This is a genomic window from Mucilaginibacter sp., assembly GCF_036383575.1.
Classification (GTDB): domain Bacteria; phylum Bacteroidota; class Bacteroidia; order Sphingobacteriales; family Sphingobacteriaceae; genus Mucilaginibacter.
This window is the reverse complement of record NZ_DASVOB010000358.1, coordinates 1-15,438: the sequence shown is the minus strand read 5'-3', so window position 1 is coordinate 15,438 and position 15,438 is coordinate 1. Positions and strand designations below refer to the sequence as shown.

Below are 15,438 nucleotides of genomic sequence, written 5' to 3'. Positions count from 1 at the left end.
CGTACTAAGTATGATATCAAATTCCGGTCAAAAAACTTTTTTGAAAACCTGGGCGATAAGGTGATCTATGATGATTTTGATCTGAATGTTAACCTTACTGCAAATGCGCAGTAGTCTTTAGAAGCTGTTTAAAAACATGTATAAAAGTCGTCATTGCGAGGCACGAAGCAATCCCCAAGAGGCAGAGGGGCTATGCGAATCCGCCCTGTATAGTCGGGGATTGCTTCGTGCCTCGCACTGACGTGGGAGAGATATAGCAGTTTTATTTAATTGTTTTTAAGCAGCTTCTTAGCAAAACAGGATACCACTTTAGAATTTATTATGCTTAATCACCCTATACAGGGTGAAGGGCTATTGTTTTGACTAATAAAAGCATTTAAAAACTCATGTAACGTTGGAAGAGGCCCGGAGCCGGGGGGATTGGATGTCCCCGGCAAAGGCCTGAACTTTTAACCCGCAGCTTAAATGCATACTGATATGAAAAAAGGAAAAATACTTCTGGGTTTGGCAGCAATTGTCACATTGATCAGCACTATGAGTTTTGTGGGCACTAAAGATGATGTACAAACCAAAGAGCAATTGGGCGAAAAATTGTTTTTTGATCCGATACTATCGGGTGATAATACTATCAGCTGCTCATCATGCCATAAACCGGAATTTGCTTTTGCCGATAGTGCTGTTTTTAGCAAAGGCATAAAAGGCAACCTCACTGCCCGTAACTCGCCGGGATTGACCAACCTCTCCGGCAGACCGCATCTTTTTTGGGATGGCCGGGCTGCCTCGCTCGAAGAGCAGGCTTTAGGCCCTATAACATCGGCTACAGAAATGGGGCTGCCAATTGAAGATGCCGTGAAAAAATTAACCGACAATAAATACTATGCCGATGCATTTCAAAAAATATTTAAATCAGCACCCACCAAAGATAATCTGTTGAAAGCCATTGCCTCATTTGAGCGCACGCTTGAAACATCAAACAGCCCTTACGACAGGTACGTGAATGGTGATGACCATGCCATATCTGAATCTGCCGCCCGCGGCCGGTTATTGTTCATCGGCAAGGCCGCTTGTAACAACTGCCATTCGGGCGAGGATTTTACTGCCGACAGGTTTAAAAGTATTGGCCTGTATAACGGGAAGGATCTGAATGATCCGGGCCGCTCGGTCATAACAAAAAATAAAACCGAGGACGGTGAGTTTAAAATTCCGGGCTTACGTAATGTGGCAGTTACTGCTCCTTATATGCACAACGGTAAATTCAAAACATTGAAAAGTGTGGTTGAGTATTACAACAACCCATCGCTGGTGGTTAAGGACGGTATCAACCGCGACCTGGCGCTTGAGAAACCACTTAACCTCACCAATGCTGAAATTGATGATATAGTTGAGTTTTTAAAGACCCTTACCGACGACCGTTTCAAGCAAAAACTGGCCTTAAATTGAAAAGTTGTTAAAATCAATTCGCTGTTACTGTTTTATGTAGAGACGCATCACATGCGTCTTATTTAGGACAAGCTAACCCGCAGGATAAGGCTGTGGTAATTTGCTCCCGGGAGACGCATGTGATGCGTCTCTACGAAGAAAAGAAATGATTTTAAACGACTTTAAGAAGATCAACCCCAACAAATAATTATTAACCCCAACCAGGCAGGCATTTGCCGGCGGGGCACGAAGTGCCCTGCCGTAGCCACTGCTTTGCCCTTGAACTATTGTAAAAATGAAGAAAATTGTACTCTTGCTTGTGTTCTTCGCCCTCATTTTCGGGCAAAACATATATGCGCAAAAACGAACGGTAACAGGGGTGGTAACCTCTGCCGATGACAAAGCCCCATTGCCGGGCGTATCCGTAACTGTTAAAGGATTAAACGAAGGCGCCGTCACTAAAGCTGATGGTAGTTTTAGCATCGTGATCCGTAATGGTAAATACCTGGTGTTTTCATTTGTAGGCTTTGAAAGCCAGGAAGTGGAAATTGATGGAATAAAACAATTTCAGATCAGCCTGAAGCCATCAAAAAATAACGCCCTTAACGAGGTGCAGATAGTTGGCTCGCGTAATGCCAACCGCACCAAACTGAACTCGCCGGTGGCGGTTGATGTGATAGACGTTAAACCGCTGCTGGAATCTGCCCCACAGGTAAGCGTAACGCAGATCCTGCAATATATTTCGCCCTCTTTCCACTCGGTTAACGGAAGCAACGCGGGTGATGCCGGTTCGGCGTTAAGCCTTGCCCAGCTTCGTGGTTTAGGCCCCGATCAGGTATTGGTATTGGTGAACGGCAAACGGAGGCATAAAAGCGCCAACGTAAACTACGGCGGTTTGGGTAACGGTTCAACCGGTTATGACCTCAATGCTATACCGACCGGATCTATTGACCGGATCGAGATATTGAGAGACGGCGCTGCTGCCCAGTACGGATCGGACGCTATTGCCGGGGTTATCAATATCGTATTAAAAAAGAAAACTGATGACTTCGCGGTTAATACTTCGGGAAGTGTGCGCAGGCGCGGAGATGGTGCAGTTACCCGTACAAGCGCTAACTACGGTGTTGGTTTAGGCAACAATGGCGGTTACATTAATGTCACTACAGAATATGCTACCCAGGCCATTTCGTTACCGGCAGGTCGAAAAGACGCAGGTTTATATAATGGCCCTATTTACGGTGGCGGCGCAAATACACGCGCATATGATGCTATATATACCAAAGCAATTGATGATGCTATTTTGGCAAGCCGGGGTATTGATCGTCACTTTTTTGACCAGCGTGCCGGCGGATCAAATGCCGGGCAGGATGCGTTGTTATTTTTCAACGCGGGTTTACCTTTAAAAAACTCGGCAGAGCTGTATGCCTTTGGTGGTATCAGCAGCCGTAATTCACAGTTTACGGCCACTTATCGTTTACCTGGCTGGACATCAAGAAACAACAACTTTATTTACCCCGATGGCTTTTTGCCAGCTATGGAAAATAATATAGTTGATGAATCGATAGCTGTTGGCATAAAAGGTAAGGTTGGTGACTGGAACGTGGATTTCTCAAACGTATATGGTAAAAACATATTCGGTAACCGGGTTGACAACTCACTGAATGCCAGTTTGGGTTTAAAAAGCCCTACCAGTTTTGATGCCGGTAGTTATAATGCCAGCCAAAACACAACGGCGCTTGATTTTACCCGGTACTTTAATAAAATATCAAAAGGTTTAAACGTTGCGTTCGGTGCCCAACACAGGGTTGAAGGTTTCCAGATCATTGCGGGTGAAGAAGCTTCTTATTCAAAGGCCGATCAGCGCAATATTGTTGATATCGATACTACAACCGGCGGAATCCCCTACCTTTCAAATGCCGGTGTAACTTCGCTGAACGGTCTTTCAGCAGGTTCACAGATCCATTTGGGTTTCAGGCCCGAAAATGCAGTTAATGTAAGCCGCTCCGTTACCGCAGGCTACGCCGATCTGGAGCTGAATGTCACTAAAGAGTGGCTTGTTTCGGGTGCCGGTCGTGCCGAGTACTTCTCAGATTTCGGGAATGTATTTACCTGGAAAGCCGCTACACGTTACAGCTTTGCAAGGTGGCTTAGCATTCGCGGATCAGCCAATACCGGTTTCAGGGCACCCGATCTGGCGCAATCTTATTATACCTCCATATCTACCTCATTTCAACAGGGCAGGGGAGTTGATATCCTTACGGCATCAAATCAAAGTGCTGCAGCGCGCGCGCTGGGCATCCCCAAACTATCACCCGAAAAATCAAAGGGATACGCATTGGGCTTAACCTCGGCACCGGGCAGTAACGTGGAGCTAACGGTTGATGCTTACCTGATCAATATTGATAACAGGGTAGGTAATACAGGTAATTTTACCTCGACAGATACTAACCTGCCGCAGGATGTTAAAACCCTGTTTCAGCAAACAGGTGCCGCGCAGGCCAACTTTTTTTACAATGAGTTTAGTACCCGTACCAAGGGTATTGAGTTTACCGGAAGTTACAAATTGCTACTGGACAAGGGAAATATAAACTTCCTGTTCGGCGGTAACTTTGAAAAGAACGAGGTAACTAAAGTAAACACACCTAAAGGCCTCGAAAAATACAAGAACGTGATCCTGAGCCCCGGCGAAAGGGCAAGGGTGACTACCAATATTCCTGCCCAAAAGGTAAACCTGCAGGGTATTTATAGTGTGGATAAATTCACCTTCCTGGCGCGTACTGTTTACTTTGGTAAAGTAACCACAGCATCGCAGCTGAGTGCAGCCGACCCGCTTAATCCTGTTTATTTTTATCAAAATCTTAAACCTATTTGGGTAACTGATCTTTCGGTGGGTTACAAGTTTACCGATAGGATCCAGGGCACTGTAGGCGTTAACAACGTATTTAATGTTTTAGGCGATTACTCCGATCCATCTATAGCAGGTTTGCGCAACCCTACGGTTGTCGGCATTCAGAACGGCAGTGCGGGCATTCAGCCATTTATCAAAATATCAGCTCATTTATAATAGCTTAATCATGAAAAGTATATATCAAGTAAAATATAAGCCAACAATAAAAAGGGCATCTATATTAAAAATGAACAAAGTATGGCTGCTGCTAAGCGCAGTGGCAATCTTTGCATCATCCTGCAAAAAAACAGATTACCTAAATATTAACGCTGCCGACAGGCCAGCACTTGCTGCCCATATCAGTTTTGTGAACGCGCGGCCGGTAAACGTCGGGATCCAGTTTTGGGCTTATACCACGCAGGTAACCAAAACAGCAGTAGCCATTAACACAAAAAGCGATTACCTGGATACCCAGTTTGGCGATGTGCAGATCAATTTTACCGAAGGTACAAATACATCATACAAAGCCTCAAGGCAGTTCGGCAACAGCGCCACCTTTACTTCAACCGGTGGCCCTAACGGCCCTATCGCTAATTATTATCATACCGTTTTCGCCGTTAAAAACACCAAAGCAACGGCCGATTCGCTCATTCTTTTTTATGACGATCTGAGCGCACCGGCGAGCGGGAAAGCTAAAGTTAGGTTTGTAAACCTTGCACCAGGCAGCGCCAATGTTGATTTTGGTGTAACAGGACAAACCGCCCTTTTTACCAATACAGCTTATGGCAGGGCAGGCGGTTCTGTACTATCTGGCTCGGGCTTGAATACCTGGTCATTAGGGCCTTTTGTTGCCGTGGATGCAGGCACCGTTAATTTTTCAGTTACGCAAACAGCAGATCATTCAGCAGTTAGTATTACAGTTGATAAACTACAGAATGTAACGCTTACCGCGGGGAAGATCTATACCATTTACATCAACGGCACGCCGGGTTCATCGGCCATAGGGGCAACCATACTTACTCATAACTAAATTTTAATGATAAAGCGCAGCATGGTGGAATGAGTTGTGCAAAAAGAGGCTGTCCCGGTTTAATGAACCGGGCAGCTTCATTTTAGGTAATTAACAATAACACATTATGAAAACAAACAGCAGAAGACAATTTATTGAAAATACCCTTAAAGCAACCGTGGCGGTTGCAGTAACCGGTCCGCTGATCCTGAGCGCCGATAAGGCATTGGCCGCTTACAACCAAAATGAAGGCCATTTGCAACCCGGTGATGTTTTAAAATTTAGCCAGGTGCCGCTTGGTTTTGACTATAAAGCTTTGGAACCACATATAGATGGCCTTACCAACGAGATCCATTATACCAAACATCATACTGCCTACATCAAAAATGTGAATGATGCTATTGTGGCCGAAAAACTGACTTTCAGTACTGAGAAAGAGTTTTTTGACCACGCCTCGCAGCTTTCGCCAAAGGCGCGTAACAATGGTGGCGGCGCCTGGAACCACAACTTTTTTTGGGAAAGTTTAACGCCAAATTCGGCCGGGCCGGATGGAAAGATCAAAGATGCAATTGTTGCAGCTTTTGGTTCATTTGAACAATTTAAAGATCAGTTTTCACAGGCAGCGCTTGGCCGATTCGGATCGGGCTGGGTGTGGCTGGTTAATGTGAATGGAAAACTTACTATTACCTCCACCGCTAACCAGGACAACCCTTTATTTGATAATGCTGCTGTAAAAGGTACGCCGCTATTGGCTTTGGATGTATGGGAACATGCCTACTATTTGAAATATCAAAACAGGCGTAATGAATATGTTGCAGGCTGGTGGAATGTAGTGAACTGGAATGCTGTGAATAAAAGATTAGCCTGATCTATGACAAGTATTACAGGTTACACAACGGCCAAATCAGGATCTCTGCAAAAAATTCTGTTAAGGACATTTATTATATATGCGGTTATAACAGTGATACCACTTGCGCCTGCTTTTTATCAGCAGGATTTTGATGCGGGCTTTTCGGTTAAAGGGTATCCTTACCGCTGGATCGATGTGATCAGCCAGAATAACCCATGGTTTTTTAGCAGCCAGGGTGGTAAAAATTATGAAGGCTGGTTCATAACCCTGTTGATCTGTTTGGCGATTGGAACCGCCTGGGCCTTCATTGATAAACTAAGGCACAAAGAGCAAAATGCGCTGGGAACACAGGGAGGTGAAAACAAGCTTTATAATTTGTTTTTTATAATGGTGCGTTACCAGGTAGCTTTAAGAATGTCATGGTTTGCCATTGCCAAGGTGTTCCCGGTGCAAATGCCTTTCCCTACACTGAGCCAGTTAAATACTAACCTGGGCGATTTTACTCCCGGAAAGCTTTACTGGCTTACCACCGGTGTGTCTCCATTTTTTGAGGTGTTTGCGGGGATCTTTGAGCTTGCAGCAACTGTGCTCATCTTGTTCAGGCGTACAGCAACATTGGGCGCGTTGATGATGATTGCTATACTGCTCCCTATCTGGTTTGTGAATATTGGGTATGATGCCGGGGTAGAGCTGGCCAGCCTGCACCTGCTGTTCCTCTCATTGGCGCTTTTGGCAAAAGATGCAGGTAATTTTTATACTATCCTCATCAGTCACCGGCAGGCAGCGATAGATTATATTCAACCACCTGCTTTTTCAAAACAATGGAAAAGGGCTACCCGTATTGTATTGAAAGCTGGTTTTATTTTTGCGTTTCTGCTTTACCGCGGATATCATTATGAACGCCTTTACGCTGCTGGCAAAACTTTTAAATTACCGCTTGATAAGGGTGTGCAAAGCTTTACCGGCCTTTATGATGTAAGTGAGTTTAAGTTAAATAACCAGATTTTGCCATATGCCCCAAATGATACCGTCCGCTGGCAAAATGTAGTGTTTGAAAAATTCAATACCATCAGTATTAAGATAGCCAAGCCTTTTAAATTGAATACTCAGAACAAGATCCGCACTACCGAATACTATGGCAATATAGGCCGGTTGTTTTATGGTTACAAGGCTGACACCGTTAAGCATGTGCTTACTTTGAAGAATCGTGCAGATACAACGGAGGTTGTTACGCTTAATTATACCGTGCCATCACCCGGCAGGTTTATCCTGAAAGGATTGGTTCATAAAAATGACTCCATATATGTTGCGCTTAACAGGATTGAAAAGGATTATCCGCTTGCAGTAAAAAGAAATGCCAATGTAAAGGGCGATTGATTGGTAAGAACGGGTGCCGTACGGAATCCGTTTAAAGATTAATGTAACTTCGATTATCCGTTGCTGTTTTACCGATACACTACCAACCCTGTATTAACATGGTTGGTAGTGTATTTTGACAAGGCATCATTTGAGTTACAAATAACCAAATTTATCTATCTGCATTATTTATTCAATAATTTGATCCGTATCCCCATATTGACCACCACACCATCTAAAGGTGCGTAAATATCCTTAAAATCAGGGTTGGTGATACTACCGGTATAAATGGTACCCCATTTATTTTGCCGTTGGTCGGTAAGGTTTTCACCATTAATAAATAGATCAAAGTGCTTCCACATTTTTTGAACCAAAAAACCAAAGGTTACATAGCCTCTTCCAGTTGTACCATCGCTTAATAACTGCCGGCCAGTATAGAAACTTTCTGCGCCAAAACGGAAACTGCCCTCGATCTCATAAGTTGAATCGAAGCTGAACTGGTTTTTAGGAGTTAAGGGTTGAATGGTCGTCAACCCGTTAAAATATTGTTTGGTATTTGTATAAGTATAGCCCAGGTAAAACACCAGTTCATCCATTACCAGTTTGATATTGGTTTCGGCCCCCTGCGAAAGTAAATGACCGGGTGCATTCATAAAAGCATTGTTTTGCAAGATCAGAGGTCTGTCAACCCTCGTCGAAAAGAATAGTTGATTAATGTTAATCACGCTTTCATCACCCAGTGTGCTCCGGTAGTTCAGATCGCCGTTTAATCCGTAAGATTGTTCAGCTTGCGTATTGCCGATGTTCAAAGGCTGGATATGCTGATAACCACTCTGCTCACTTTCATCATTGAATAGCGTTGGCATTTTGTAGCCTAAACCGCCGCCAATGCGACTGGTTAGATGATCTGTGATCTTAAACAGGGCGTTTAGCCGAGGCAAGATAAAGATCCCCGTGGTCGGTTTGCTGGGAGCAGGGATGTTATCATCCACTCGTAAGCCGCTTTCAAGTGAAAACCAACTGATCACTTTCCATGTGTTTTGTACAAATGCGCCAATGGTGGTTTGGTTGTAGTTTAATGCATTTTGCGGTGGTTGAGCCGTAAAATGATCGGTGATTAGATTGGCCCCGGCCACCCATGAAGCTTTCTCCCCGTTTAGCACATAGTTTACCTCACTGAAAGAAGACAATTGCTTGCCTCTAAAATCAAACCCTGGTTCACCTAAGTGCCGGGCAAAATAGCCTATGGTATTCTTGAAATTGATCTTGCTTTCTTCATTAATTTTATGAGTAAAGGACATTTGCGTTGAGGACCGGAAAGTTTGATTACGCTCAAAGTATTGATGAATATTGTCGGTTTTCCCTTCGATCACCTGCATGTCGCCGCCTAAACGGTTCTCATAGGTTGTATTCAACCCAAACCAGCCTGAATTACGGTCATCCATGTATAAAAATACTTTTGGATTGATTGTAAAACGGTTGGTTTGCGGAATAGCCGATAAGCCGGTATTTGACGGATCATAAGCCCCGTTATAATTATAGGAACCAAAGATAGTTGTGCCGGTATGCTGTCCTTTTTCGCTATAAAAAATACTTGCATCAGTTCCATGGGCACTCGTCTTGTTTAATAGCATGGTTAGTTCCGGTTCCTTTTCCGGGACTTTGCTGATGAGGTTTACCAGACCTGCTATTGCCCCGCCGCCATACAAAGTGGAACTGGAGCCTTTGATAAACTCAACTTGTCTTAAATCAAGTGGGCTGATCTGCAATAAACTTAAATTACCGGAGAAGCCGGCGTAAAGTGGCATCCCGTCCTGTAACAACTGGGTGTAACGGCTATCCAGGCCCTGGATGCGAAAGCTGGCGTTACCGCTTACTGCCGAAGTTTGTTGGATATGGATACCGGTGGTTTCTCCCAAGAGCATTTTAATATCCCCGGGCCGCATCGTGCTTTTTTCATCCAGTTCCTCTAAAGGCAGAGCCTCTACCCGTGTTGGGATGTCCCTCAGATTTTGGTTGGTGCGGGTGGTCTGAACGGTGATCTCGGCCAGCTCCCCGGTAGATGGTTCCAAACCAATCTCAATAACTTGTCCCGGGTTGGATTGCGGAAAGCTGTAAACCTTTTCGCTTTTGGCGAAACCCACGTAAGTGATCTCTATTTCAAATTTCCCGTTTGGGATGTTTGGTATTCTAATGATGCCACCGGTATCTGTACCGGCAGAAATTTTTAAATCGGGGATCGTCGCGGTAGCACCTTTGAGGATCGTTTTTGTTTGATTGTTAATGACCTTAGCCTGGAATATATTTTGAGCTGCGCCCCGATAGCATAGCAGCATACAGAAGATTAGTATGAAAAGTTTTTTCATGAATATCAATGAAGCCCGTGCATGAGAATGCCTGGCATGTGAATAAATGGAACAGTAAATTTTATGAGTTAGCTAAAACTTAGGCAAGCGGCGGCCTAAACAGCTTGTTCCGGAAGTCACCGGTATAAAATACCGGGGCATAGATTGGGTGTGTCAGCAGCGCAGCCGGGCTGATCTGGAAGGTGATAGTCAGATGCTGGAAAACAATGTTCAGGGGGCGGGCCGAATGTTGGAACTGTATCTCGTCCCCTTTGACCGGGGTTTTATCATGCCCGTTATGCCCAAAAAGATCTTTGCCGTGCATCAGGTAATCGCCGATAAAATCAATAACACCTGCTTCCTCCGCAGAAGTGACTTTTGTGTAATTCTGATACATCTTTGGGATGTCGCGTAATAAAGAAAAATCGCCCAAAGGCAGCATGAGGCTCCCTGTTAAAAACAGGCACGCCAAAAAATAACAGGTAATTCTCTTGATCACTGGTAACAAAGATAACAAAAGTGCAGGAGGTGTAGCACGGTACCCATCTCTTTATTACTGTTACCAAATTTCACCCTATAAGGCCTTATAAACCTTTGGTAAAGGCTATGCCCAGCCGGAATTAAACCCCCTCCCCAAAACAAAAAAATAAAAATGTTTGGAGGTATCATTTTTGTTACTACCTTTATTAAAGAATAGACCAGAACAGAATAACCAATTATTCAAAAAAAACCATTATGAAAAAAAAAGTACCACCTAAAAAACTGGGCATGTATTTGCTGTGCTGCATTATGCTGCTTTGCTACCAGCAAGTTTTCTCCCAACAAAAAAGAAGCATCTCCGGTCATGTTACCGACGAGCATGGTCAGGCCCTGCCGGGAGTAAGTATTTTACTGGAAGGAACAGGCCAGGGCATCAGCACCGACGTAAACGGCTTTTACAAGATCAGTGTTCCCGAAACCGGGGCAAAGCTTACCTTTTCATTTATCGGCTACGTGAAAAAGATTGTAACCGTTACAAAAGACTGGAATGGCGATGTAGCCCTGGAACCCGATGAAAAGGGAAAAAACCTGAATGAAGTGGTTGTTGTAGCGTATGGCACACAGAAAAAGGCCAACCTAACAGGTTCCGTAGCCTCAATAGGGGCAAAAGAGTTACAGGATCGGCCTGTTACTAATCTTAATGACGCGTTACAGGGCACCATGGCCGGCGTTACCGTTACAACCACAGGTGGCCAGCCCGGTACATCCGGTAATATTAACATCCGCGGTATCGGTACACTAAACAACAGCGACCCGATGGTGGTGGTAGACGGCATTATCGGCAGCTTATCAGACGTGAACCCCAATGATGTGCAGTCTGTTTCTGTGTTAAAAGATGCAGCTTCCGCCTCAATTTATGGATCCAGGGCTGCCAACGGCGTGATATTGATCACTACCAAACGTGGCAAAAGCGGAAAAATGCAGGTGAATTATACCGGGTATGCGGGTAAGCAAAAAGCATCCAATCTTCCGGATTTTTTACCATCATGGCAGGCGGCTACACTTTACAACCAGGCGCTGGCTAATGAAGGTCAATCACCTTACTGGACAGAGAACGATATCACTCTTTTTAAAAACCAAACAGATCCTGATACGCATCCCAATACCAATTGGCAGGGTTTCCTTTACAAAGGAAGCGGTTTTCAGCAAAATCATGCTGTAAATGTTAGCGGTGGCGACGAGAAAACTCAATACGCCTTTTCGCTGGGTTATTTTCAACAGGATGGTATTATTGAGAAATCAAATTTCAAAAGATATTCAACCCGCATGAATATCAATTCGGCCATTACAAAAAATTTCAGTGTTAACGCCAATCTCTCATTTTTATATGCACCAACCCAGGCACCCGATGGTTTAGGTGGCGGTGATATTGGCGGCATTATTGGTACTACGGCTGCCATGAGCAGTACGGTTGTAAACCAGTATAAAAATGGCGTGTATAACTATTTATCGTTTGGTAACCCTATTGCATGGCTTAATTCGCCTGGCTACAATAACAATCAAAACACGCTTTTTACAGGTAATGTGGGTGCGGATTGGGAATTGGTGAAGGGGTTGCACTTCAAGCCATCATTCGCATACCGGTACAATGCCAACCCTGCGCAGGAGTTTAAGCCGGCAGATGTTTACTACGATCCGAAAAATCCGGCCTCGGTGCAGGCAACTATCAGTCAAAGTTCGTTGGCCAATGCTAATGTAGTTAACAGTTATTACAACCTGCAGGGTTTGCTGGAGTACGACAGGCATTTTGGAAAACATGCAATTAATGTATTGGCCGGTGCCTCGCAGGAACTTACCAATTACCAGTACCTGTACGCCTACAGGCAAAACTTTCTGAACAGCTCCCTATCGCAAATTAACGCGGCACCATCATTAGGGCAGCAAAATGCCGGTACAGCCAGTCAGCTGGCGTTGCTTTCGTACTTTGGCCGTGTACGGTATTCGTACGATGGCAAGTATTTACTCGAGGCTAATATTCGCGATGATGGTTCGTCGCGCTTTGCCAGGGGGCAGCAGTGGGGCGTGTTCCCATCTTTCTCTGCCGGCTGGAATATATCCAAAGAATCGTTTTTTGAGTCATTGTCAAGCACTATTCCGTTGCTTAAGTTAAGGGCCTCGTGGGGTAAATTAGGTAACCAGACTTTAGCAAATCCTAATAACGGCAGCCAAACGCTGGCCAGTATGGGCGGATTGAATATAGTTAGTCCTTATCCCGCTATTTCAGTTATTTCAAGCGGGCAAAACTATTCATTTAACCAAACTCTGGCTCCGGGCATAGCGCTTAATAATGGTGCTAATCCGCTCATCACCTGGGAAAAATCGACCACTACCGATGTGGGCTTCGATATGGAGCTGATGAATAGCAAGCTTAGTTTCACGGCCGACTATTTTGTAAAAAACACTAAGGATATCCTGCTCCAATTGCCGGCCAGTAGTGTTTACGGCTTTACCACACCTTACCAAAACGCCGGATCGGTACGTAACAAGGGCTGGGAATTTGGCGCAGCCTATCGCGATAAGATCGGCAGTGTTTCGTACAACATCGCGATAAACGCCTCATTCATCACCAATAAGATAACTGACCTGGCAGGTACAGGTTCTATCTCAAGCGGATTGGTTGTGGGCGAGCCCATCAAAGCGTTTTATGGGTACCAGGTAGAGGGTATTTTCCAAACGCAGCAGCAAGTAGCTCAGCATGCCAAACAAAGCGGTGGCGTTATAGGCCCCGGCGATTTGATGTACAAAGATATCAGCGGGCCCAATGGCAAACCCGACGGTGTAATTGACGGCAACGACCGTACCTACCTCGGAACGCCTTTTCCTAAAACCACATTCGGTTTCACGCTTGGTGCTGGTTGGAAGGGCTTCAATGTGAGCGCCTTTTTCCAGGGGGCTTTGGGTGTTAAAAACTATGTGCAGGGTTTTGAACTTGGTTCATTACAGCAGGCAAATATTGGAAATCCAACAACCGCCTTGCTCGATGCCTGGACACCGACCAACACATCCGCCACTTTCCCAAGGTTATGGTCAACTTATTCGCAAAATAACCCGCAAAGCTTTGTATCATCTTTTTGGGTGAGAAATGCGTCGTATTTAAGGCTGAAAAATTTATTGGTGAGCTATAACATACCCGGCAAGCCACTGCAAAGGATAGGTGTAAAAGGTGTAAGGGTTTATTACAGCGGCCAAAATATCCTTACGTTCACCAGCTTTTATAAATGGGTGGACCCTGAAACCAGTGCCGGCAATAACGCGTACGGATCTTATCCGCAGTTAAAAACAAATACGCTTGGTATTGAGGTATCATTTTAATTATTAAAGAAACCGTAGATGAAAAAATTAATCATAACCGCAATTATATTGGGCTCGATGTCGGTATCCGGCTGCCGAAAGGCTTTTCTGGATAGGGCCCCGTTAGATTCGTACACCAATAGTGTACTTTGGAAATCGTCTAACGATGCCCTTGCAGCTTTAAATGGCTGTTACTCAAAATGGGGGGGCGGCAACAATGGCTATTACGGAGTTTTTGCAGATAACAATTCTGACAATACATTTGATCAGTTTCCGTGGGAAAATTGGCTGGGCTTATCTGCCGGGATTGCAACTCCAACTAATCCGGGCTATTCAAAATGGAATTATAAATGTATCCAAACCTGTAACTGGTTTTTAGATAACGTTAGCGCTACCAATATGGATGCCACGTTAAAGGCAAGGTTTATTGCCGAAGCGCGTTTTTTAAGGGCTTATGAGTATTTTACGCTCAGCCAGTTATACGGCGCAGTGCCCCTGGTTGAACATAATGTTTCGCCCGATGAGGCAAATAAAGCGCCGCAGGCAACCAAAGCCGATGTTGTAGCCTATATTTTAAAAGAACTTGCTGCCATTGCGCCTGATCTGCCGGTTAGTTACACCGGTTCTGATATCGGCAGGATAACGCGTGGCGCGGCCATAGCCTTAAAGGCCAGGACAGAGCTTTTTAATAAAATGTATACCGAATGTATTGCCGATTGCCAGCAGCTAATGGCTCCACCGTTTACTTACAGCATCTATCCAAGCTATGTTAACCTGTTCCGTCAGCCTTTTGCTGATAACCAGGAAGTGATCCTCGATGTTCAGTTTAAAGCAAGCGATAATAACTTTGGTTGGGCCAGGAACATGACCATCAACTCATTGGGTGGGTATAACTCTATAGCGCCAACCCAAAGCCTTGTAGATGCTTACGAAACAAGCAATGGTAAAACTATTGATGATCCGGCATCGGGCTATAACCCAACACAACCTTATCAAAACCGCGACCCAAGGCTTACCGCGACCGTTTTTTATCCGGGTACGCAATATAGCAGCAGGCTGCCTTATGGTTTATATTATGATCCTATATCAAGCAGCCCTAAAACTTTAGATCATTGGGGCGATAACAATTGTAGTCCTTCGGCTTATGGTTTACGGAAATACACGCCTGTAATTGCCGACTTCCCGAATCTGGACCAGGTAGGCATGAATGTGATCCTGATCCGTTATGCCGAAATAAAACTGATGGATGCCGAAGCTAAGATCGAGAGCAATAAAATTGATGCAACGGTTTATGACGATATCAATTCGGTAAGGAAACGCCCGGATGTAAACCTGCCCGCTGTTGATCAGGCAAAGTATAACGACCAGGCAAGCCTGCGTACTTTGTTGCGCCGCGAGCGGAGGGTAGAACTGGCTGTTGAAGGCTTGAGGTGGTTTGATATTCAGCGTTGGCAAATTGGTCAGCAGGTAATGAACGGGCAGGTTACGGGTAGCCTGCAAGGTAGTGTGAACCAAACCAATGGCGCGTTAACCCTTACCCCGGGCACTACCATTAAGGTGGGAACACCACGGGTGTTTGACGCGGCTAAGAATTACTTGTTGCCAATACCTCAAACAGAGATAGATTTGAATAAAAATCTGAAACAGAACCCCGGATATTAATTGGCATATGCGCTGATTGAGAACGAATAAAAAAGGCAGCGGTCTTGCTGCCTTTTTTTCTTACTTTGCCTAAAACTAC

Annotated in this window: 9 protein-coding genes; 7 read left to right on the top strand and 2 right to left on the bottom strand. The window is 44.8% G+C overall.

All coding sequences use genetic code 11. The features are described from left to right. Positions 1-477: 477 nt before the first annotated feature. From VF500_RS12455 to VF500_RS12435, 5 genes are all read left to right on the top strand, one after another. Positions 478-1,440, top strand: a complete 963-nt coding sequence (locus VF500_RS12455; protein ID WP_330859982.1) for a cytochrome-c peroxidase — start codon at positions 478-480, stop codon at positions 1,438-1,440. A gap of 274 nt (positions 1,441-1,714) precedes the next feature. After that, positions 1,715-4,483 carry a TonB-dependent receptor gene (locus VF500_RS12450; RefSeq protein ID WP_330859981.1) on the top strand — a complete coding sequence of 923 codons (2,769 nt, stop codon included), beginning with the start codon at positions 1,715-1,717 and terminating at the stop codon, positions 4,481-4,483. Between the two features lie 10 nt (positions 4,484-4,493). Then, positions 4,494-5,336, top strand: a complete 843-nt coding sequence (locus VF500_RS12445) for a DUF4397 domain-containing protein (protein WP_330859980.1) — start codon at positions 4,494-4,496, stop codon at positions 5,334-5,336. Positions 5,337-5,442: 106 nt separating this feature from the next. Next, positions 5,443-6,183 (top strand): superoxide dismutase, encoded by a 741-nt coding sequence (locus tag VF500_RS12440; protein ID WP_330859979.1) that lies wholly within the window; start codon positions 5,443-5,445, stop codon positions 6,181-6,183. 3 nt (positions 6,184-6,186) lie between these two features. Continuing rightward, on the top strand, positions 6,187-7,542 hold the full coding sequence (locus tag VF500_RS12435; protein ID WP_330859978.1) for a hypothetical protein: 1,356 nt from the start codon (positions 6,187-6,189) through the stop codon (positions 7,540-7,542). A 164-nt stretch (positions 7,543-7,706) separates the two neighbouring features. Here VF500_RS12435 and VF500_RS12430 read toward each other — a convergent pair whose 3' ends face one another. Together VF500_RS12430 and VF500_RS12425 are read right to left on the bottom strand one after the other, a co-directional pair. Then, positions 7,707-9,887 carry a TonB-dependent receptor gene (locus VF500_RS12430; protein ID WP_330859977.1) on the bottom strand — a complete coding sequence of 727 codons (2,181 nt, stop codon included), beginning with the start codon at positions 9,885-9,887 and terminating at the stop codon, positions 7,707-7,709. 79 nt (positions 9,888-9,966) lie between these two features. Then, a complete protein-coding gene (locus tag VF500_RS12425; protein ID WP_330859976.1) occupies positions 9,967-10,308 on the bottom strand; it encodes a hypothetical protein in 342 nt (113 codons plus the stop codon). Between the two features lie 293 nt (positions 10,309-10,601). On the opposite strand from VF500_RS12425, the gene VF500_RS12420 reads away from it, so the two are divergent. Continuing rightward, on the top strand, positions 10,602-13,718 hold the full coding sequence (locus VF500_RS12420) for a TonB-dependent receptor (RefSeq protein ID WP_330859975.1): 3,117 nt from the start codon (positions 10,602-10,604) through the stop codon (positions 13,716-13,718). Positions 13,719-13,736: 18 nt separating this feature from the next. Beyond that, positions 13,737-15,359 (top strand): RagB/SusD family nutrient uptake outer membrane protein, encoded by a 1,623-nt coding sequence (locus VF500_RS12415; protein WP_330859974.1) that lies wholly within the window; start codon positions 13,737-13,739, stop codon positions 15,357-15,359. Positions 15,360-15,438 lie beyond the last annotated feature (79 nt).